Annotated in this window: 18 protein-coding genes; 10 read left to right on the top strand and 8 right to left on the bottom strand. The window is 74.1% G+C overall.

The window, feature by feature from the left end:
- Positions 1-40 precede the first annotated feature (40 nt).
- The 6 genes from mreC to ACIBI5_RS44360 all read left to right on the top strand — a co-directional run bounded on the left by mreC (position 41) and on the right by ACIBI5_RS44360 (position 8242).
- Positions 41-832: a rod shape-determining protein MreC gene (mreC, locus tag ACIBI5_RS44385; RefSeq protein WP_397256345.1), complete on the top strand. Its 792-nt coding sequence runs from the start codon at positions 41-43 to the stop codon at positions 830-832.
- Entirely contained in the window at positions 832-1461 is a 630-nt protein-coding gene (mreD, locus tag ACIBI5_RS44380) for a rod shape-determining protein MreD (protein ID WP_312896461.1), read from the top strand. Before mreC ends, mreD begins: the two co-directional genes overlap by 1 nt.
- Positions 1343-3214 (top strand): penicillin-binding protein 2, encoded by a 1872-nt coding sequence (gene mrdA, locus ACIBI5_RS44375; RefSeq protein WP_397256441.1) that lies wholly within the window; start codon positions 1343-1345, stop codon positions 3212-3214. Before mreD ends, mrdA begins: the two co-directional genes overlap by 119 nt.
- On the top strand, positions 3211-4323 hold the full coding sequence (gene rodA / locus ACIBI5_RS44370; RefSeq protein ID WP_397256343.1) for a rod shape-determining protein RodA: 1113 nt from the start codon (positions 3211-3213) through the stop codon (positions 4321-4323). Before mrdA ends, rodA begins: the two co-directional genes overlap by 4 nt.
- 106 nt (positions 4324-4429) lie before the next feature.
- A complete protein-coding gene (locus tag ACIBI5_RS44365) occupies positions 4430-5875 on the top strand; it encodes a thiamine pyrophosphate-dependent enzyme (RefSeq protein ID WP_397256342.1) in 1446 nt (481 codons plus the stop codon).
- A 444-nt stretch (positions 5876-6319) separates the two neighbouring features.
- Entirely contained in the window at positions 6320-8242 is a 1923-nt protein-coding gene (locus ACIBI5_RS44360) for a protein kinase (protein ID WP_397256340.1), read from the top strand.
- Positions 8243-8489: 247 nt separating this feature from the next.
- Here the strand turns inward: ACIBI5_RS44360 and ACIBI5_RS44355 are convergent, their stop codons facing one another.
- Entirely contained in the window at positions 8490-9119 is a 630-nt protein-coding gene (locus ACIBI5_RS44355; RefSeq protein ID WP_397256338.1) for a response regulator, read from the bottom strand.
- A gap of 37 nt (positions 9120-9156) precedes the next feature.
- The gene (locus ACIBI5_RS44350; RefSeq protein ID WP_397256336.1) at positions 9157-10188 is read right to left on the bottom strand and encodes a sensor histidine kinase; all 1032 of its coding nucleotides are present in this window, start codon (positions 10186-10188) and stop codon (positions 9157-9159) included.
- Positions 10189-10317: 129 nt separating this feature from the next.
- On the opposite strand from ACIBI5_RS44350, the gene ACIBI5_RS44345 reads away from it, so the two are divergent.
- Positions 10318-11403, top strand: coding sequence for a hypothetical protein (locus tag ACIBI5_RS44345; RefSeq protein ID WP_397256335.1), 1086 nt, complete (start codon positions 10318-10320; stop codon positions 11401-11403).
- Between the two features lie 14 nt (positions 11404-11417).
- Here the strand turns inward: ACIBI5_RS44345 and ACIBI5_RS44340 are convergent, their stop codons facing one another.
- From ACIBI5_RS44340 to ACIBI5_RS44330, 3 genes are read right to left on the bottom strand one after another with little or no spacing between them, the layout of a single operon-like run.
- Positions 11418-12284 carry a carbohydrate kinase family protein gene (locus ACIBI5_RS44340; protein WP_397256334.1) on the bottom strand — a complete coding sequence of 289 codons (867 nt, stop codon included), beginning with the start codon at positions 12282-12284 and terminating at the stop codon, positions 11418-11420.
- A complete protein-coding gene (locus ACIBI5_RS44335; protein WP_397256333.1) occupies positions 12281-13306 on the bottom strand; it encodes a LacI family DNA-binding transcriptional regulator in 1026 nt (341 codons plus the stop codon). Before ACIBI5_RS44335 ends, ACIBI5_RS44340 begins: the two co-directional genes overlap by 4 nt.
- Positions 13307-13311: 5 nt before the next feature.
- On the bottom strand, positions 13312-14775 hold the full coding sequence (locus ACIBI5_RS44330) for an alpha-amylase family glycosyl hydrolase (protein ID WP_397256331.1): 1464 nt from the start codon (positions 14773-14775) through the stop codon (positions 13312-13314).
- Positions 14776-15074: 299 nt separating this feature from the next.
- On the opposite strand from ACIBI5_RS44330, the gene ACIBI5_RS44325 reads away from it, so the two are divergent.
- Positions 15075-16358: an ABC transporter ATP-binding protein gene (locus tag ACIBI5_RS44325; RefSeq protein WP_397256329.1), complete on the top strand. Its 1284-nt coding sequence runs from the start codon at positions 15075-15077 to the stop codon at positions 16356-16358.
- A 12-nt stretch (positions 16359-16370) separates the two neighbouring features.
- On the opposite strand, the gene ACIBI5_RS44320 is transcribed toward ACIBI5_RS44325, so the two are convergent.
- The 3 genes from ACIBI5_RS44320 to ACIBI5_RS44310 all read right to left on the bottom strand — a co-directional run bounded on the left by ACIBI5_RS44320 (position 16371) and on the right by ACIBI5_RS44310 (position 18448).
- The gene (locus ACIBI5_RS44320; RefSeq protein ID WP_397256327.1) at positions 16371-17078 is read right to left on the bottom strand and encodes a FadR/GntR family transcriptional regulator; all 708 of its coding nucleotides are present in this window, start codon (positions 17076-17078) and stop codon (positions 16371-16373) included.
- 252 nt (positions 17079-17330) lie between these two features.
- A complete protein-coding gene (locus ACIBI5_RS44315; RefSeq protein ID WP_397256325.1) occupies positions 17331-18092 on the bottom strand; it encodes an IclR family transcriptional regulator in 762 nt (253 codons plus the stop codon).
- A gap of 11 nt (positions 18093-18103) precedes the next feature.
- Complete coding sequence (locus ACIBI5_RS44310; protein WP_379626548.1) at positions 18104-18448, bottom strand: hypothetical protein; 345 nt, start codon at positions 18446-18448, stop codon at positions 18104-18106.
- Positions 18449-18499: 51 nt separating this feature from the next.
- Here ACIBI5_RS44310 and ACIBI5_RS44305 point away from each other — a divergent pair, with 51 nt between their 5' ends.
- Together ACIBI5_RS44305 and ACIBI5_RS44300 are read left to right on the top strand one after the other, a co-directional pair.
- The gene (locus ACIBI5_RS44305; RefSeq protein WP_397256323.1) at positions 18500-19294 is read left to right on the top strand and encodes a cyclase family protein; all 795 of its coding nucleotides are present in this window, start codon (positions 18500-18502) and stop codon (positions 19292-19294) included.
- Entirely contained in the window at positions 19291-20688 is a 1398-nt protein-coding gene (locus ACIBI5_RS44300) for an MmgE/PrpD family protein (RefSeq protein WP_397256321.1), read from the top strand. Before ACIBI5_RS44305 ends, ACIBI5_RS44300 begins: the two co-directional genes overlap by 4 nt.
- Positions 20689-20694 lie beyond the last annotated feature (6 nt).

Here is a 20694-nt window from a genome sequence, read left to right as displayed (position 1 = left end):
ACCTGCGGATGCGCTCGGGGGCCGCCGAGAAGGAAGACGCATGAGACGGGGCCGGGGCGCGCTCGGCGGGAAACCGGGCCGGGGCAGGCTGGTGGTGGGCGTCCTCGTGCTGGCCGCTGCGCTGCTCATCGCCGCCGACCGGGAGGCCGCGCTGCAACCGCTGCTCACCGCGGGCGCCGCGGTGGCAGGACCGGTCGAGAGGGCGGTCTCCGGCCTGGCAGCCGGCGGCTCAGACAGCCGCCGGATCCGGGCGCTGGAGCAGGAGAACGCCCGCCTGCGGGCCGAACTCTGGACCCGCCCCCACCGGCCCGACCCCGCCACGCCAGGACCGCGCTTCGTCGCGGCCCAGGTCATCGCCTACGGCGGGCGGCAGGGCCTGTCCGCCACCGTCACCATCGACGCCGGCACCACCTCCGGCGTCCGTCCCGATCTGACCGTGCTCAACGGCGACGGCCTGGTGGGCAGGGTCGTCGCCGCCGGTCCCGGCACCGCCACCGTCCTGCTGGCCAGTGACGCCACCTCGGTCGTCGGCGCCCGCCTCCAGGGCGAGAAGCCGGGCGAGGTCGGCACCGTCACCGGCGGCGGCAAGCCCGGCGGCCTGCTGCGCCTGAACCTGCTCGACGCCGAGGCCCCGGTCTCGGCGGGCCAGAAGGTGGTGACGTTCGGCTCGCGGCGGATGGTGCCCTTCGCCCCGGGAGTCCCGATCGGCACCATCGTCAGCGTCTCGCCCGCCACCGATCCCCTCACCCGTACCGCTCTGGTCCGTCCGGCGGCCCGCCTCACCGCCCTCGACGCGGTCGCCGTCGTGATCCCGCCGGGGAGCGCGCCGTGATGCCCGCGCGGGCCTGGGCGGCGGTCGCGCTCGCGCCGCTGATCCAGGTGGTGCTGGTCAACCGGCTGTCGCTGCCCGGCGGCGTCACCCCCGACCTGACCCTGCTGGCGGTCCTGGCCGTCGCCCGGCTGCGGGGGCCGGTCGCGGGCGCGGTGGCCGGGTTCGCCGCGGGCGCCGTCCTGGACCTGATCCCGCCGGCCGTGCACCCGGTGGGGCGCGACGCGCTGGCCCTGTGCCTGGCCGGGTACGTCGCCGGCCACCTGCTCAGGCTGCCGGCCGTCGCCGCGTTCCCGCTGGGCGTGCTGGCCGGGCTGCTGTTCACCGCGGGCGTGCACGCGGCGCTCGGCGACCCGCGCGCCGGGGGCCCGGCGCTCGTCCACGTCCTCCCCCTGGCCGCCGCGTACACGGTGGCCGCGAGCCCCCTGGTCTGGTTCCCGATGCGGTGGAAGGCGCCCGATGCGTTCCCGGCTGCTGGTCCTGCACGTGCTGATCGCCTCCTTGCTGCTCATCCTGCTCATCCGGCTGTGGGACGTGCAGGTGCGCCACGGCGACGACTACGCCAGGGCCGCGGCGGAAGATCACGTCAGGCAGGTGGTCGTGCCGCAGGTCAGGGGCGGGATCCTCGATGACCGCGGCCGCCCGCTGGTGCGCAACCGCACCCGGCTGGCGGTCACGGTCGACCACGTGGCGCTGACCCGCCGCCGCGACGGCGGGCGCGCGGTGCTCGACCGGCTGGCCGCCGTGCTCGGCGTCCCGGCCGCGCGCCTGGCCGAGCAGGTCCGCCTGTGTACGGCCGGCGTCCGCCCCCCGTGCTGGCCCGGCTCGCCGTACCAGCCGATCCCCGTGGCGGGGGAGGTGAGCACGCGGGCGGCGCTGCAGATCGCCGAGCGGCCCGAGCTGTTCCCCGGCGTGAGCGCCGATCCCGTGCCGGTGCGCGAGCACCCGCGCGGCGAGCTCGCGGCGCACACGCTCGGCTACGTCGCGCCGTCGGGCGGCGGCGACCCGGCCAGCGGCATCGGCCTGTCCGGCCAGGAGGGGCTCGAGGCCCGCTACGACGCCGACCTGAGCGGGCGGCCGGGCCGGCGCGAGGTGGTCGTGGACACCACCGGCCAGGTCGTCAGGACGCTCGGCGAGACGCCGCCGGTGGCCGGGCACGACCTGGTGACCAGCATCGACGCCGAGGTGCAGGAGGTGGCCGAGCGGGCGCTGCGCCGGGCGGTGGAGGGGGCGCGCGGGCGGCGGCTGCCCGCGGACGCCGGCGCGGCGGTGGTCATGGACGTGCGGACGGGACGGGTGGTGGCGCTGGCCGCCCACCCGGGCTACGACCCCGACGTGTGGTCGGGCGGCATCTCCGGCCCCGCCTACCGTGAGCTGCGCGGCAGGCTGCAGCCCAAGGCGATCCAGGGCCAGTGGGCGCCCGGCTCCACCTGGAAGATCACCTCGGCCGCCGCGGCGGTGAAGGCGGGCTACGCGCTCGACGGGATCTACGGCTGCCCGGGGTCGTTCCGGGTGGGCGCCAGATCGTTCAGGAACTATCGCGGGATCCCGCTCGGCAGCATGCCGCTGAGCCGGGCGCTGACCGCCTCGTGCGACACGATCTTCTACCGGTTCGCCTACGAGATGTGGCTCAAGGACGGCGGTACGAAGCCGGTCAAGCGGCCCAAGGATCCGATGCAGAAGATGGCGGCGGCCTTCGGGTTCGGCAAGCGCACCGGGATCGACCTGCCCGGCGAGGCGGCCGGGCGGCTGCCGACGCGGGCGTGGAAGCGCGCGTTCTGGGCGCAGACCAGGAAGCAGTCGTGCAAGGAGGCCAAGCGGGCCAGGTCCGCCTACGTCCGGGCGATCGCGAAGGAGAGCTGCCTGGACGGGCACCGGTTCTGGGCGGGCGACGCGGCCAACTTCTCCATCGGCCAGGGCGACGTGCTGGTGACGCCGTTGCAGCTGGCCAGGGCGTACGCGGCGCTGGCCAACGGCGGCAGGCTGTTCACGCCGCGCGTGGGCAAGGCGGTCGTGCGGGCCGACGGCAGCGTGGTGCGGCGGATCAAGCCGAAGGTGGCCGGGCGGCTGCCGGTGCCGGGAAAGGTGCTCGCCTACATCCGTAAGGCGCTGGCCGAGGTGCCCAGGAGCGGGACGGCGGCCGGGGCGTTCGCCGGGTTCCCGCTGGACCGGCTGGCGGTGGCCGGCAAGACGGGTACGGCGGAGGCGTACGGCAAGAAGGACACCTCCTGGTTCGCCTCCTTCGCGCCGGCCGGCAAGCCGCGTTACGCCGTGGTGGTCGTGGTCTCGCAGGGCGGGACGGGCGCGTCGACGGCGGCGCCGGCCGTACGGGAGATCTGGTCGGGCATGTACGGGCTTGAGGGCAGGAAGGCGGCCCTGCGGTGAGGGCGCGGCGGCCCGACTGGGTGCTGGCCGTGGCGGCGGTGGCGCTGTGCGGGCTGGGCGCGGTGCTGGTGTGGTCGGCCACCGAGCCCCGGCTGCTGGACGCCGGGCAGGATCCGCTCACCTACCTCAAGCGGCAGCTCGTCAACATCGCCGTCGGGGTCGCGGTCATGGTCGCGCTCTCCGCCACGAGTCACCGGGTGCTGCGGGCGTACACGCCGTGGGCCTATCTGGGCGCCGTGCTCAGCCTGGCGGCGGTGCTGACGCCGCTGGGCCGTACCGTGAACGGGGCGCAGGCGTGGCTCGGCCTCGGGCCCCTGCAGGTGCAGCCGTCGGAGCCGGCGAAGCTGGCGCTCGTGCTGGCGCTGGCCGCCGTGCTCGCCGAGCGGGACGACGGCGAGCGGCGGCCGCGCTGGACCCAGGTCGGGCTGGCGCTGGCCCTGGCCGCGCCGCCCGCCGCGCTCATCCTGCTGCAGCCCGACATGGGCACGTTCCTGATCCTGGCCGCGGTGGTGCTGGGCGCGCTGTTCGCCGCCGGGGTGGCGCTGCGGTGGCTGCTCGCGCTGAGCGGGTCGGCCGTCGCGGCGGGGGCCGCCGCCTGGTTCCTGGGACTGCTCCAGCCGCACCAGGTGAGCCGCCTCATCGCCTTCGCCGAGCCGGGGGCCGACCCGCTCGGCGCCGGCTACACCGCCAAGGAGGCGCTGGTCACGGTCGGCTCGGGCGGCGCGTACGGGCGCGGGTTGTTCAACGGCGATCAGACGGCCGGGCGGTTCGTGCCCGAGCAGCACACCGACTTCGTCTTCACCGTGGCCGGCGAGGAACTCGGCTTCCTGGGCTCGGCGCTGATCGTGGCCCTGCTGGCGGTGGTGCTGTGGCGCGGGCTGCGGATCGCGGGCCGCACGGGCTCGTTCGGCTGCGTCGCCGCGGCGGCGGTCGTGTGCTGGCTGGCGCTCCAGACGTTCGTGAACATCGGCATGGCGCTCGGGCTGGCCCCCGTGATCGGCGTCCCGCTCCCCCTCGTCTCGTACGGCGGGTCGGCCACGGTGGCCGCCTTGGCCGCGGTCGGCGTCCTGCAGTCGATCCACCGGGGCCATCCGCCCAAAGGCCACTGACCTGCGGTCTTCCCTGCCGGAACAGAGCCACGGAATTCGCACTCGGCGTTCCGTCGACCGAAACGGATGATTGCCTCATTGATGCCGAGGGATTCCCATCAATATCATGAGCGCCACAAGCCGGGCCATCGCCGACTGGATGCGGCTGCGGGACCTCACCACCGTCTTCGGCGGCCCGGGAGCCGACGGCGTCTTCCCCGGCGACGTCCGCCGCATCCGCGGCCTCCAGGAGGCCGTCGTGGTCGCGATGGCCGACGGGTACGCCTCCGTCACCGGCCGGCCCGTCCTCGTCGACCTCGGCTGCGCGGCCCACGGGGCGGGCGCCGTGCTCGGGGCCGCCGCCAACCGCACCCCGCTCATCGTCACGACCGGGCCGGGGCAGGCCGGTGAGGGCCGCGAACCCGTCCGGCCCGCCGTCAAGTGGTCCTGCGCGCCCGCGCCGCGCGACGTGCCCGCCGCCCTGGAGTGGGCCTACCACGTCGCCCTCACCCCGCCGCGTGGCCCCGTGTTCCTGTCGCTGCCCGCCGACCTGGCCGCGACCGAGGCGGACCCGGCGCCCCCGGTCCGCCCCCTGGCCGCCGCGGCCGCCCCCAACCCGATCGCGCTGGCCGTCCTGGCCGAGCGGCTCGACCGCGCACGCTCGCCCGTGCTCGTCGTCGGCGCCGACGTGGACGCTTCGGGCGGCTGGGCGGCCGCGGTCGAACTCGCCGAGCGCTGCGCCCTGCCCGTCTGGGAGGCCTCGCAGTCCGGCCGCGTGTCCTTCCCGCAGTCCCATCCGCACTACCGCGGCGCCCTGCTCCCGGACGCCGGATCCGCCGCCCGCCAGCTCGCCGCCCACGACCTGGTCCTCGCCGCCGGCGTGCCCCCGCCGGAGGGCGTCGCCGCCGTCCTGCTCACCTCCGACCCGTCCTGCGCCGCCTTCGGCGACGTCATCGTGGGCGACGTACGGCAGGCGCTGACCGCCCTCGCCGAACTCACCAAGCTCAGGCAGGAGCCCCTGCCCGGCACCTGGCCGGCGCCCTCCCCCGCGCCCCGCGGCAGCCGTCCGATGAGCCTCGCCACCGCGTTGGCCGCGCTGGCCGAGGGCGCGCCCCCCGAGACGATCTGGGTCAGCGAGTCCCCGCCCAGCCGCCCCGTCTTCCACGACCAGATCAGGATCGACCGGCCCGGCTCGTTCCTGTGCGCGGCGGGCGGCGAGCCCGGACACGGCCTGCCCGCCGCCATCGGCGCCCAGCTCGGCGAACCGTCCCGCCCCGTCGTGGCCGTCGTCGGCGACGGGTCGCTGCAGCACGCCGTCGCCGCCCTGTGGAGCGCCGCCGCCTACCGGGTGCCGCTGACCGTCGTGGTCCTCACCGACGGCGCGCAGGCGATGCTGCGCTGGCTGTCGCGCCTCGACGGCGCGGGCCCCGGCGCCGACCTCTGCGCCATCGCCAAGGGGTACGGCGTCGCCGCCGGCCACGTGGAGTCCGGCGAGGCGCTCACCGCCGCGCTGCGCGTCGCGACCGCCTCCGACCTGCCCATGCTCGTCGAGGTCCCCGTGAACGGGCCTTAGCGTGGGCGCATCCAGGCCCGTGTGCACCGCCGCGCACCCTATTGAGCGGCGGGCACGACGGGAGGCCCGGCGGCGTCCCGGTCGACGTGGTTCGTGTCCGAGGCGCGCTTCCATGCCCGAGCCGGGGCGCCGCCGGCGCCCCGCTCCCCGCCTTCGGGAAAGGGGGTGATCGCATGAAGACGGGCTCCGGCGTCAGCTGGATCCGCTAGTCCACGCACCCTCCGGAGGGCCCCCGTACCGTGGTGGCGCCGATCCCCGGGGCGGGAGCCGTACCCTTCCCGCCGCGGCCGGACCCTCCGGAGCCTCAGAGCCCCGGCCTGCGATGAAACCCAGTGCGACGCCTGATCGTCTCTCAACCGTTAGAGTCTTGGGAGAAAAGGCATGCCGGGCGGAGGATCGGTCGGTTTGAGACGGCGGGATGACGACGGTGAGAGGGCGGCGAGGGTGGGAAAGCGCGGTCCGCTGACCCCCGACGACCCGTCCGAGATCGGCCCGTATGAGCTGGTCAAGCGCCTCGGCTCGGGCGGCATGGGCACCGTGTACCTGGCCAAGGGCGCCGACGGGTCCAAGGTGGCGCTGAAGGCGATCCGCCGCGACTTCGCCGCCGACCCGGTCTACCGGGCGCGCTTTCACGAAGAGGTGTCCAACGCGCGCAAGGTCGCCTCGTTCTGCACCGCGCGCGTACTCGACCACGGCGAGCACGACGGCCTGCTCTACCTCGTCACCGAGTACATCGACGGCGTCTCCCTGGAGGACCACCTCATCGAGCACGGCGCGCTGGAGCCGTCGGTGCTGCACGCGGCCGCCGTGGGCGTGGCGGCCGCGCTGACCGCCATCCACGCCGTCGGCCTGGTCCACCGCGACCTGAAGCCGGCCAACGTCATGCTCACCCTCGCCGGGCCGCGCGTGATCGACTTCGGATTGGCCCGTTCCACGCACGTCAACTCCCGCCACACCAACGCCGGCATGGTCATGGGCACACCCGGGTGGATCGCGCCCGAGCAGGTCTTCGAGGGGCGCACCAGCCCGGCGGGCGACGTGTTCGCGTGGGGCTCGCTGATCGCGTACGCGGGGCTGGGCGGGCACCCCTTCGGCGAGGGCGACGCCTACGTCATGGCCGCCCGCGCCAGGACCGCCCCGCCCGACCTGCGGGGGCTGCCCGCGCCGCTGGACCGGCTGGTGGCGGCGGCCATCCACCCCGACCCGGCGCGGCGGCCGGCGTCGCGGCAGTTGCTCCTGGAGCTCGTGGGCGCGGCCGACGAGCCCGCCGCCCAGCTGGCCGCCACCCGCCACCTGACCAGCATGTGGGACCCGGCGGTGGCCCAGAACCCGCCGGTACGCCCGGCCCCCTTCACCCCACCCCCGCACCCGGGCACCCCGGCCCAGCCCCCGCACCCCGGCGCCACAGGCCAGCCCCCGCACCCCGGCGCCCCGGGCCAGCCGCCGCACCCGGGCACCTCAGGCCAGCCGCCGCACCCGGGCACCTCAGGCCAGCCGCCGCACCCGGGCACCTCAGGCCAGCCGCCGCACCCGGGCACCTCAGGCCGGCCCTCACGCCCCGGCGCCCCGGGCAAGCTCCCGCACCCCGGTCCTCCTGCGCAGCCAGGTCCCCCCGGCGCCCCCAGCCCTGCGGCCCCCGGCCGCGCCGCCCCTGGTGGGCCGGGCAGGCAGGGGCACTCGACCACGGGTCAGGGACCGCTGCCGGGGCCGGCGGGTCCCGGGCACGATCCGCGTACCGGGCCGCCCTTGCGTGATCCGCGGCGCTCCGGGCCCGGGGTGACCGGGCCGGTGCCGCTCGCCCAGCACTCCACGACCGGTCAGGGGCCGCTGCCCCGGCCTTCCGCCACCGGTCAGGGGCCGCTGCCGCCGCGTGGTTTCGGCGTACCCCAGCGATCGGCGCGCCGGGGGATGTCGGGATGCCTGATCGCCGCGGTGATCGTGCTGCTGGTGATCGTGCTGTTCATCTCGCTGATGGCGTGGATGTTCCGCGGCCCGTCGGCGGCGGGTGAGGGCGCGCCGGTCCAGGACGGCAAGCTGAAGTTCACCGTGACCGCCACCAAGTGCCCCAAACCCGCCAAGACCGCTGAACGCCGTCAGTGCCGCCTGTCCGTACGGGTGTCCAACATCGGCCAGGAGGCCAGGGTCCTCTACCCCGGCCAGCAGAAGCTGATCGACCAGGACGACGTCCTCCACGGCGCCGCCCGGCTCCTGGACAAGGCGGGCAAGGAGATCACCCCGATCCGCATCGACCCCGGCCAGTCGTTCACCGGAGCCCTGGAGTTCGACCTGCCCAAGACCGCCAGCGCGGAGAGCGTCGAACTGCACGACTCCGGCCTGAGCCGCGGCATACGCGTCGAACTCGGCTAGCTGTGCCGACCACGGAGGTGGGGTACGCGGCGGGCTCGGCGGCGACCGCCGCCTCGTGGCCGCGCAGGTGCGAGATCGGCAGCAGGCGGCGCCCCACCGGGCGCATCACAGACCGGCCGGCTGCCGCAGGAGTGGTCCCGCCGGTGCCGGGGCGGAGTAGCCGCCGAGGGCGATCCGGGCCATGGCGGAGGTGAGGTCGCCGTTGCCCATGCCGGTCCTTCGATGGCATGGGCAAGGTTCCGCGGTCTCAGCGGGCGGCTCCGGAGCTCCAGGCCCAGGCGGCGATCCCGACCCGGTTGGCCGCGCCCACCTTGCGCTGGATGTTGGACAGGTGGGTCTTGACGGTGCCCGCGCTGATGAACAGCTGGGTGGCGATGTCGGCGTTGGTCCTGCCGTGCGCCACCAGGACGGCGATCTCGCGTTCGCGGTCGGTGAGCGGGTCGGGCGGCGGCGCCTGGCCGGCTTCGGCGCGCAGGTGGCGCAGCAGCCGCACGGTGACCTGCGGGCTGATCAGCGTGTCGCCCGCCATCGCCGCCCGGACGGCCTCGATGAGCAGCGCCGGCCCCGACCGCTTGAGCAGGAACCCGGCCGCGCCGTTGCGCAGGGCGGCGTGGACGTAGTCGTCGAGGTCGAACGTGGTCACCACGATCACCCGCGTCTCCTGCGCGAGCTGACGGGTGACCTCCAGGCCGTCGAGGCCGGGCATGCGGATGTCGGCCAGCACGACGTCGGGTCGCAGGTGCCTGGCCAGTTCGACCGCTTTGGCGCCGTCGGCCGCCTCGCCCACGACGGTCATGTCGGGCTGGGAGTCGAGGATGAGCCGGAAGCCGATCCTGACGTCGTCCTGGTCGTCGGCTATCACGATCCGTGTGGTCATCTTCTCCGCTTTCGTGGGACGGCGGCGCCGTACCGTGTCATGCCGGGATCATCGCCGTGAGCCGCCAGCCGTCGGCGTGCGGGCCCGCTTCCAGCGAGCCGCCGGCGGCGGCGAGCAGTTCCGACAGGCCCGCGAGGCCGAAGCCGCCCTTCCTGGAAAGGCCGATGCTCCTTCTGCCGTCGGTACGGCCCGCCGCCCCGTCGTCCTGAACCCGGACCTCCAGCCGGAGACGCCCGGCCCGCACGCTCACCTCCACGGCGCTCGCCCTCGGCGCGTGGCGCCGGACGTTGGTCAGCGCCTCGCTCACCACCCGGTACGCGGTCGCCGACGCCTCACGCGAGACCCCCTCGGCCGCGACGTCGAAGCTCACCCGCACCGACGGCGGGAACCCGTCGGCCAGCTCCTCCACCCGTTCGAGCCCGGGGGTCGGCGCCCGGTCCGGGTCGTTGAGCATGTGGACGGTGCGGTCGAGGGAGGCGAGCGCGCGCCGGCCGCCGTCCTCGATGCGCCGCAGGGCGTCGGCGACCTGCTCGGGCAGTCCGGGCGTGAACCCGGCCGCCTGCGCCTGCACCAGCATGCCGCTGACGTCGTGGGCGACGAAGTCGTGCAGGTCGCGCGCGAGGGCCAGCCGCTGATCCTGTACGGCCGCCGCCACCGCCCGCCCCCTGGCCTGGTCCAGCCAGCGCAGGTAGAGCCCGGCCCCGGCCGCCGCGACCGCGGGCAGCGCCCAGGCCGCGCACGCGCCCAGGACGAGCGGCGGCGGAGCGTTCCACACCTGTCTGAGCAGCACCAGCGCGACCGCCGGTCCGGGCACGAGGGCGGCGGCCGGGCGGCGGCGCGCGGCCAGGAGCGTGAGCACCAGCAGCGCGGGCACCTCGGCGAACAGCCACCAGGTCCCGGCCTGCGCTCCGGCCCTCGCCAGCACGGTGACGGCGGTGACCAGCAGCGAGACGCCGCCGGCCACCAGGGCCACGACCTCGGGTGTCAGGGACGCGAAACTCGGCGCCCGGCGCGGGAGGAGGGCCGTCGCCGCCGCCAGGACGGCGGCGACGGCCGCGAACACGTCCATGGGTTCGAGGGTAGAGGGGCGGCGGAGGGGCGGCATCCGCCGAACGGCGGAGGCGGGGCAGGTGCGAAGGCCATCGGATCCGGCGAACGGCAGATGTGCGGCGGCCGCCCCCGCCGCGAGGCTTGAGCCATGAACACGACGCAGGTTGCGAAGAGCGCCCGCTGGCCCCGACGGGTGACGTGGGGAGCGGCCGCGTGGTCGCTGGCGTACGGCGGTCTGGGGCTTTTCTGGGCTTACGGCGGGGCCGGCTTCCCGTTCGGCGAAGGCGATGTCCCCGACGCCCGCGCCGAGTCCTTCCTGGGCGCGGCCACCGCCGCGGGGACCGCCCCGGTCATCGCCGGACTCGGCCTCGCGGGCGCCCTCCTGGCGGTGGCCCTGACCCGCGGCTGGAGCGGCCCGGCACGGCGCTGGAGCGGGGCGGCCAGGATCGCGATGCTGGCTCCCGCGTGGGCGATGGCGTTCCTGCTGGTGGTGCTGGTGCCGGACGCCCGGATCATGACGGCGGTCGGCTACGCGCCGATCTTCCTGGTGGGTCTGCCGTTCGGCTGGCCGGACGCCGACTACTTCGAGCTGGCCTTCCCCTGGCCGGTGGTGAACATGCTGATCTGCCTGGCCGGCGGCCTGCTGTGGGCGGGGGCGGCGCTGGCGGCCACCCGGCGCGGCGCGGGAGCGTGTCAGAGCTGCGGCCGCGCGGACGTCCACGCCACCCACTGGAGCACGCCCGCGAGCGCGGCGCGCTGGGGCAGGTGGGCCGCCTACACGGCCTTCGCCGTCCCGTTGTTCTACTCGGTCGTGCGCTGGGCGTGGGCGCTGAAGATCCCGCTGCTGTTCTCGGAGGAGGGGATCAGGTGGCTGCACGAGACCGGGATGGCGTGGGCGGGCGCGGGACTGGCCACGTTCGGCGCGGTGGGCGGCGTGCTGACGCTCGGCCTGGTCCGCCCGTGGGGGGAGATCTGGCCGCGCTGGGTGCCGGTGCTCGCCGGCCGGCCGGTGCCGCGCAAGCTGCCGCTGGGCGCGGCCGCGGCGGTGACGGCGATCCTGGCCTCGGCCGGGGCGGTGGCGATCCGGGTCACCGACTGGACGGACCCGGCGTCGTGGCTGGTGAGCCCGATGGCGTACTGGCCCATCTGGGCCGCGGCGCTCGGCCTGGCCACCCTGGCCTACTACTACCGCACCCGCCCGGCCTGCCTTCGCTGCGGCCTCGGCGCCCGATGACGCCCTCCCGGCGGCTACGCCCGCGCGAGGAGGGCGGTCTCGGTCAGCGGGGACTCGTGGGTGCCCTCCACCGTGCAGGCGTGGGCGCCTGTGAGCGAACCCAGCCGGACCGCCGTCTCCAGGTCGTGGCCGCGCAGCCGGCCGTACAGGAAGCCGGAGACGAAGGCGTCTCCCGCGCCGTTGGTGTCGACGGCGGGGCCGGGCAGAGGGGCGGCGGGGAAGGCGCGCGGGCCGGCGCCGCGCTCCAGGACGAGGCAGCCGTCGGCGCCGCGGGTGCACACGACCGTGTGGGCGCGGCCCTTGTCGAGGATGCGGCGCATCACGGCCTGCGGGTCGGGCAGGGCGGCGGCCGAGAGGAAGACGAGGTCGGCCTGGTAGGCGAAGTCCTCGTGGTAGGGGTTGACGCCGTCCCAGTCGTGCAGGTCGGTCGAGGTGGGGACGCCGGGCAGGTCCGCGAAGACCTTCCGGCTGAAGTCGGTGATCGACAGGTGGGCGTGGCGGGGACGCGGGCCGGAGTACAGGGACGGGGGCAGCGTCTCGCCGGGCGTGGCACGGGGGTCGAACAGCGCGGTGCGGCGGCCGTCGGGGCCGACGAGCAGGACGCTGCGGCGGGTACCGGCCACGGCGGCGCCGTACGCGCAGTCGATGCCGCCCAGCGCGCGGCGGACCAACTCGCCCTGGGGGTCGTCGCCGATCAGGTCGACGAACCTGGTGCGCAGGCCGAGCGCCGCGCAGCCGAGCGCCACACCGGCGCCGGTGTTGCCGATCCGGTCGATCACGGGCGGGACGGTGTGGGTGTCGGCGTACGGCAGGGGCAGTCCGGGCACGTAGACGGTGGTGTCGACGCCGGCCCCGCCGACCACGAGGACGTCGTGGGTCACCGGTTCACCAGCGGGCCGGAGCCGGTGGAGCCGCGCACGACGAGCTCCGGCTGGAAGATCAGCTCGACGTGCCGGGCGGGCGCGCCGTTCACCTCCTCCAGGAGCGTCTGCACCGCGGCCGAGGCCATCGCGCCGATGGGCTTGCGGACGGTGGTGAGCGGCGGGTCGGTGAAGGCGATCAGCGGCGAGTCGTCGAAGCCCACCACGGACACCTCGCCGGGCACCGACAGGCCGCGTTCGCGGCAGGCGCGGATCGCGCCGAGCGCCATGAGGTCGCTGGCGCACACGATGCCGGTGCAGCCGCGTTCGAGCAGTTGGGCGGCGGCGGCCTGACCGCCTTCGACGGAGAACAGCGAGTGGGCGATGAGGCCGTCTACCTCGGTGGCGCCGAGCAGCTGCGCCATCGCCTGCCGGTAGCCGTCGATCTTGCGGATGACCGGCACGAAGCGGCGCGGGCCGAGCGCGAGGCCGATGCGCTCGTGCCCGAGGTCCACGAGATGCTGGACGGCCAGCCGCGCCGCCAGCCGGTCGTCCGGGGAGATGAACGGCGCGTCGATGTGCTCGCTGTAGCCGTCGACCAGCACGATCGGCAGCCCGCGGTCGGTCAGGCGGGTGTAGCGGTCCATGCGCGCGGTGGTGTCGGCGTGCAGGCCGGAGACGAACACGATCCCGTTGACGCCGCGGTCGACGAGCAGCTCGGTGAACTCGTCCTCGGGGGCGCCGCCCGGCATCTGGGTGCACAGCACGGGCGTGTAGCCGTGCTGAGTGAGCGCCTTCTCGATGGCCTGCGCGAATGCGGGGAAGATCGGGTTGTCGAGCTCGGGGGTGACCAGCCCGACCAGGCCGTTGCTGCGCTGGCGCAGGCGGGGCGGGCGCTCGTACCCCATGAGGTCGAGCGCGGTCATGACGGCCTGGCGGGTGGCCGCGGAGACGCCGGGCTTGCCGTTGAGCACCCTGCTCACGGTGGCCTCGCTCACCCCCGCCTGGGCTGCGATGTCGGCGAGGCGGGCGTGTCCGTTCATGGGCGCTACTTTACTTTCCACCACACCGCGGAATCGGGAGCGCCGGGCGTTGCGGCCGACGACAGCACGGGCTCGCCCTCCAGGGCGAAGGCGACGGGTTCCGCGGTGAGGTTGACGGCGCAGACGAGGTCGCCGCGGGCGAACATCAGCGTGCCTTCCGGCGAGTCGAGCCAGCGCAGCTCACCGGTGATCTCGCGGCGCAGCCGCAGCGCGCCGCGGTAGAGCTCCAGGGTGGAGCCCGGCACGCCTTCCTGGGCCTCGACGCTGAGCTCGGACCAGCTCGCCGGGATCGGCAGCCAGGGCTGTTCCCAGCCGAGTTCGCGGGTCCAGGGCAGCGGCACGCGGCAGCCGTCGCGCCCGCTTTCGGGGTCGCGCAGCCGCTGCGGGTCCTGCTGGACCTCCTCCGGCAGGTCGAGCACCTCGGGCAGGCCCAGCTCCTCGCCCTGGTAGACGTAGGCGGAGCCGGGCAGCGCGAGCGTCAGCAGCATCGCGGCGCGGGCGCGGTCGAGGCTGCCGTAGCGGGTGACGTGCCGCCTGACGTCGTGGTTGGACAGCACCCAGGTGGACGGCGCGCCCACGGAGGCGGCGCTGGCCAGGGAGGCGTCGATGGCCTCGCGCAGGCGGGGCGCGTCCCAGGGGGTGCTCAGGTAATGGAAGTTGAAGGCCTGGTGGAGCTCGTCGGGGCGGACGTAGCGGGCCAGCCGCTCGGGCGTGGGCGCCCAGGCCTCGGCGACGCCGATGCGCTCGCCGGGGTAGGAGTCGAGGATGTGCCGGAAGTGGCGGTGGATGTCGTGGACGCCCTCGTTGTCGAAGTACGGCACGACGTCGGAGCCGATCATCCGGATCTGGTCGCTGTGCCCGATGTCGGGGAGGTCGTGCGGTTTGACCATGCCGTGGGCGACGTCGACGCGGAAGCCGTCCACGCCGAGGTCGAGCCAGAAGCGCAGGATCGAGTCGAACTCGGCGCGCACCTCGGGGTTGTCCCAGTTGAGGTCGGGCTGCTCCTTGTCGAACAGGTGCAGGTACCACTGCCCGTCCTCGACCTGCGTCCAGGCCGGGCCGCCGAAGATCGACTCCCAGTCGTTGGGCCGGTCGCGGAAGATGTAGCGCTCGCGATGCCGCCCGCGCAGCGCCTCCTGGAACCACGGATGGGCCGAGGAGGTGTGGTTCGGCACGATGTCCACGATGACCCGCAGGCCGAAACCGTGCGCCTCGTCGATGAGCGCCTTGGCGTCGGCCAGCGTGCCGAACAGCGGGTCCACGTCGCGGTAGTCGGCGACGTCGTAGCCGAAGTCGGCCATGGGCGAGGTGAAGAAGGGGGTGAGCCAGACGGCGTCGACACCCAGGCTCTTCAGGTACGGCAGGCGGTCGCGCACACCGATCAGGTCGCCGACGCCGTCGCCGTTCCCGTCGGCGAAGCTGCGGACGTACACCTGGTAAATGACGGCGTCGCGCCACCAGTCGGTCATCAAAACCCCCCAATAGTCCCGTACATGAAATCTCTTGCCGCAAGTTTACGCAAGGCTTTCCATGCACCACCAACCCCTGATTTTTCGCCACACTTACCCCTAGAGTGGGATAAAACCCCCTATGTGACGTGACTCACGGCGCGAAAGCTTTGCGTGGGCCCAAGACAGAAGTCAGGCCGGGTGTCAACCCCTGCGCGCCCGATCCATAGAGATTTTTTATGGCAAGGGTGGACATCAGGCTGTAACCGCGATGTACTACCTCATCAATCACAGCGGAACCTGGCTGCAAGGTGCTGCCCATGAGCTCGGTCGTTCTCGACAAAGTGACCAAGGTTTACCCGGGTGACCACCTGGCGGTCGATCGCATGAGCTTGAAGGCGGAGGACGGCGAGTTCCTGGTCCTGCTGGGCCCCTCCGGCTGCGGGAAGTCCACCCTGCTGCGCATGATCGCCGGGCTGGAGGAGATCACCGAGGGCGACCTGTGGCTCGACGGCAAGCTCGCCAACCACCTCGCCCCCCGCGACCGCGACGTGGCCATGGTCTTCCAGAGCGGCGCCCTGTACCCCCACCGCTCGGTGCGCGGCAACATCGCCTTCCCGCTGGAGATCGCCAAGGCCGACCCCGCGCTGGTCAAGGAACGCGTGCTGGAGCTGTCCAAGGCGCTGCACATCGACGAGACGCTCGACCGCCGCCCCGGCACCCTGTCCGGCGGCCAGCGCCAGCGCGTGGCCATGGGCCGCGCCATCGTCCGCCAGCCCAAGATCTTCCTGATGGACGAGCCGCTGTCGAACCTCGACGCCGGCATGCGCACCGAACTGCGCATGGAGATCTCCGCCCTGGTCAGGTCGCTCGGCGTCACCACGATCTACGTCACCCACGACCAGGTCGAAGCGCTCACGCTGGCCGACCGGATCGCCATCATGAACCGCGGCGTCCTGCAGGACGTCGGGACCCCGGCGCAGATCTACAACGACCCGGCGACCGCGTTCGTCGCGGCCTTCCTCAACTCCCAGCAGCTCAACCTGCTGGCCGCGACGGTGCGCACCCCGCAGAACCAGTACGTGATGCTGGACTTCGGCCCGCACCGGCTGACGATCCCGTGGAGCGACCCCCGGGCGTACGCGATCTCGCAGTACACGGGCAGCCAGGTGCTGGTCGGCATGCGGCCCGACGGGCTGGCGCCGGTGCCGGAGACCTATGACGGACCGGCGTTCTTCGGCCGGGTCAGGGCGCTGGAGTACCACGGGCACGAGTGGCTGGCCTACGTGGAGTGCGGCGCGCCCGGCGTGGCCGTACCCGAGCCGCCGGATCCCCGCCGTCGCGTCAACGGCCACGCCCAGGAGTCGGCGGGGCTGGGCACGCTGCTGCGGCGGCTGTTCGCCTCGCGCGCGGTGATGGAGGAACAGGAGCAGGAGCAGGCGGAGGAGAGCGGCCACCACCGCAGGACCGACCTGATCGTCCGGCTGGGCGTGCGCCCGGCCTGGCGGGTCAACGACGCCGCCAAGGTGGCCGTGGACGTCTCCCGCCTGATGGTCTTCACGCAGGAGGGCGCCCGCATCGACGCCCCCCGCCGCGCCACCTGAGGTCCGCGCGTTCTACGGCGTGGCGTTGCGGTCGATGGCGAGGTAGGTGCCGCGCAGGCGGGCCAGGTGGGCGTGCTGGGCCTCGCGGGCGCCGGGCTCATCGCCCGCCTCCACCCGGGCGAGGATCTCGCGGTGGTCGCGGTCGACGTCGTGCCAGAAGCGGCCGGGGGCGCGTGAGCGCAGGAAGCGCTCGTCCAGGACCTGGAAGACGGGCCTGGCCACCACCGCGAGCAGCGGGTTGCCGCAGGCGCCGAGCAGCAGCGCGTGGAAGCGCTTGTTCGGCTCGTACATCTCCTCCGGCGAGGCTGCCCCGGGGTCGAAGAGCGTGGCCCGCAGCGCCGCCAGGTCCTCGGGGGTACGGCGCAGCGCCGCGAACCCGGCCGCGGGCACCTCCAGCAGGTCCCGGATCTCCAGGAACTGATCGACGGTGAGCTGGGTGTCGCCGGCCAGCAGGTTGAGGCTGGTGGCGAGGTAGTCGCTGATCTGCTCGGGCCGCGGCGTCACCACGAAGCTGCCCCCGGCCACGCCTCTGACGGTGGCGATGAGGTTCTGGCTGGCCAGCAGGCGCAGCGCCTCGCGCACGGTGCTCCGGCTCACGCCGTAGGCGGCCGACAGCTCGGGCTCGACCGGCAGCCGGTCACCGGGGCGGAAACGGCCGGCCACGATGAGCTCCCGCAGTTCGGCGGCGAGCGCCTGGTAGGCGGGCGGCTTCTTGGTCACACCGTCAGACCCTACTCGGCGGGTCCGGGCCGTGGCGCTCGGGGATTCGGCCCCGCCCGGCCCTGCCGGACGGGGCCGGCGAGGTGCCGGGGTGGTGGGTTCGGCCTCCCCCACGGTGAGGCCGATCCTGCCGTTCCGAACCCCGCCGTACGAGGGGCCCCGTTCCACTTCTGGGAACAGCGTTCCAATCTGAGGCGGCTGTGTCAATGGCAAGAACCGGAGCGGCCTCGCCGTACCGGAGAAAACCAGAGTTCAGGCGCGGTGACCGAGTCGTGCGGAAAGTCGGTCGGTGGCCTCCAGGAGGGCCGCCGCGCACACGTCGGCCTCGCCGACGAAGCGTTCGGCGGGCCCGCAGACGCTGATCACCGCGGCCGGCAGGCTGTGGTGGTCGAGGATGGGCGCGGCCACCGAGGCGGCGCCGCGCTGCCGTTCGGAGATCGACATGGCGTAGCCGCGGCGGCGGATCAGCGCCAGCTCGGTGCGCAGCCGCTCCGGGTCGGTGACGGTGGCCGGGGTCAGCGGGTCGAGCGGCGCCGACAGGTAGGAGTCGATCTCCACCTCGGGCAGGAAGGCGAGGAACGCCTTGGACGAACCCCCCGCGTGCAGCGGGTACGGCACGCCGAGCGAGACCGCCATGATGACCTCGCGCGGCGGTTTGACCTGGTCGATGTAGACGCGGCTGAGGCCGGTCCTGATCGACAGCGTCGCGGTCTCGGTCGTGCGGGCGCTCAGCCCGGCCAGCTCGGGCGCGGCCAGGCGGCGGATGTCGATGCGGTCCAGGTAGGCCAGCCCCAGCCGCATCGCGGTCAGCCCGAGCGAGTAGCGGCGGCTGTCCTCGTCGAGTTCGACCAGGCCGCGGCTGCGCAGGGAGGCCAGCACCCGGTGGACCGCCGCCTTGGACATGCCGAGGCTGTCGGCGAGCTCGGTCACCCCGAGCGTGCTGGTGCCCGCCTCGGCGAAGCGGACGAGTACGTCGGCCGCCCGCTCGACGGTCGCGACGGTCTGGCTGGACATGCTGGAGCCTTTCACCTGCGATGCAACCCCACCGGTACGGGTGGGTCAGTCATGATCCTCGTGTCCACGAAGTCCCACCATTCTTCCTGTGACACGCGCTGCGACTCCCAGGAAGAGTCGCTCTTGAGGGTGGCCAGGGCCTTTCTGTAGGCGCCCCATGCCGCCTCGTCGTCGAAGGCCGCCCAGTTCTCCAGCATGTATACGTCACCGACGACGCTGTAGAACCAGCGCACCTCCTTCACCATCGGCAAATCACGGTAGAACCAGCGCTCGCGCTCCTCCAGCCACTCCCAGAAGGCCGCCATGTCCCTGCGGGCGCGTTCGGCGAGCCGCATCCGGTAGACCAGGTAGATCATGGGTACAGTCTGAAACCTAATTCCAATAATTGGAACAACCGGGAGTGAGCCATGTGGCAGGACGGGTTGCGTGTGTACGACTTGGCGCAGCCGATGCGTAGGGGTATGCCCCAATCGCCCAATCATCCCCCTTTCCGCATGCTCCTGGAGCGCCGGCACGGAGACGTGGTCCGCGCCGACGGCGGTTCCGCCGCCAACGAGCTGATCGTCACCGGCGGCCACGTCGGCACCCACGTGGACGCGCTGGCCCACGTCTCGCACGACGGCCTCCTGTACGGCGGAGCCGACCCGGCCGACCTCACCACCAACGACGGCTTCAGCTCCCTGGGCATCGACTCCTTCGACCCGTACGTGGGCCGGTGCGTCCTGCTCGACGTGGCCCGCGTCCACGGCGCCGACTTCCTGCCCCCGGGCTACGAGGTGAGCGTCGCCGACCTGGAGGCGGCGGCCGAGGGGGTGGAGATCCGCGCGGGCGACGCCGTGCTGATCGGCACCGGCTGGTCGCGCGTTTGGCACGATCCCGGGCGGTTCACCGGGCAGACGGCGGGCGTACCGGGGCCGGGGGTCGAGGCCGGGCGCTGGCTCGCCGAACGGCGCCCGCGCGTGGTCGGCGGCGAGACGATCGCCTTCGAGCACATCGCGCCGGAACGCGGCCACGCCGCACTGCCAGTGCACCGGATCATGCTCGTGGAGTCGGGGATCAACATCGTGGAGACGATGCGGCTGCACGAACTGCTCGACGCGGGGGTGCGCGAGTTCCTCCTGGTACTCAATCCGCTGCCGATCGTGGGCGCCACCGGCGCGCCGGTCCGGCCGCTGGCCGTTCTGCCCGGGGAGCGCGCATGACCACACACGTGCAACTGCTGGCCGCCTTCGCCGCGGGCTGCCGCGATGACGGCCTGCCCGGCGAGGTCCGCGCGGACGTCGCCGGCCGGATCCTGGACGTGCTCGGCAACTGCCTGGCCGCCTACGCCGAGCCGGACGCCGACGCCGCGCCCGCGGTCCTGCGCGCGGCCCTGCGGTGGAACGGCACCGGGGAGGCGACGACGATCGGCAGCGGCCATCGTCTGCCCGCCCCGTCGGCCGCCCTGGTCAACGGCACGCTCGCGCACTCCCTCGACTACGACGACACCCACCTGCCCTCGGTGCTGCACCCGAGCGCGCCCGTGGTGCCCGCCGCGCTGGCCGCCGCCGAAGCCACGGGGGCAGGCGGGGCGGGTCTCGCGGCGGCGGTCGCCGCCGGGATCGAGGTGTGCAACCGCCTTGGCATGGCCTCCTACCTGCCCGAGGCGGGCAACTCGCTCTTCTTCGACAAGGGCCAGCACGCCACGTCCATCTGCGGCACGCTCGGCGCCGCGGTGGCGGCCGGGATGCTGTACGGGCTCTCCGCCGAAGGGCTGGCCGACGCCATGGGCATCGCCGCCAGCATGGGCGCCGGGGTCATCGAGGCCAACAGGACCGGCGGCACCGTCAAGCGGGTGCACTGCGGCTGGGCCGCGCACGCCGGGGTGTCGGCCGCGGTGCTGGCGCTCGAAGGCGTGACCGGGCCGCCGACGGTGCTGGAGGGGCGGTTCGGCTTCTTCCAGGCCTGGCTGGACGGCCGCTTCGACGCCGGGGCGCTGCTCGACGGGCTGGGCGGGCGGTGGGAGCTGCTGCGCACCGTCTACAAGCCGTACCCGACCAACCACTTCACCCATCCCGCGATCGACTGCGCGCTCGCCCTGCGCGGGCGCCTCGGCCCTGAGGCGCTGGCGGAGGCGGAGATCGAGCTGGGGGTGCCCGCGCCGGTCCTGCGCACGATCGCGGAACCGGCCGAGGAGAAGGCGGCGCCCCGCTCCCCCTACCACGCGAAGTTCTCCGGCCCCTACACGGTCGCCACGGCGCTGCTCGGCTCGGGCGGCGGGCTCGGCGTCTGCCTGGACGACTTCGCCGAGCTGCACCCGGCGCGGCTGGCGCTGGCCGCGCGGGTGCGGTGCGTGGCCGACGCGCGGGCGACGGAGATCTTCCCGCGCGCCTTCGCGGCCGTCCTGCGGATACGGCTGGCCGACGGCACCGAGCTGGAGCACCGCGTCGACTCCTCCCGGGGCGGTCCCGAGCACCCGCTGACCGGGGAGGAACTGGCCCGCAAGTTCCGCGACAACGCCCGCCGCGCTCTGCCGGAGGAGCGCATGGAGGCCCTCGTGGCGGCGGCCCGTTCCGAGGCGCCCGCCTCGGCCCTGCTCCCCCTGACCGTGGCCTAAGTCACC

It is taken from the genome of Nonomuraea sp. NPDC050540 (assembly GCF_044457485.1).
GTDB lineage: Bacteria > Actinomycetota > Actinomycetes > Streptosporangiales > Streptosporangiaceae > Nonomuraea.
The sequence above is the reverse complement of the archived record's forward strand: the minus strand, read 5'-3'. Positions and strand labels throughout refer to the sequence as shown.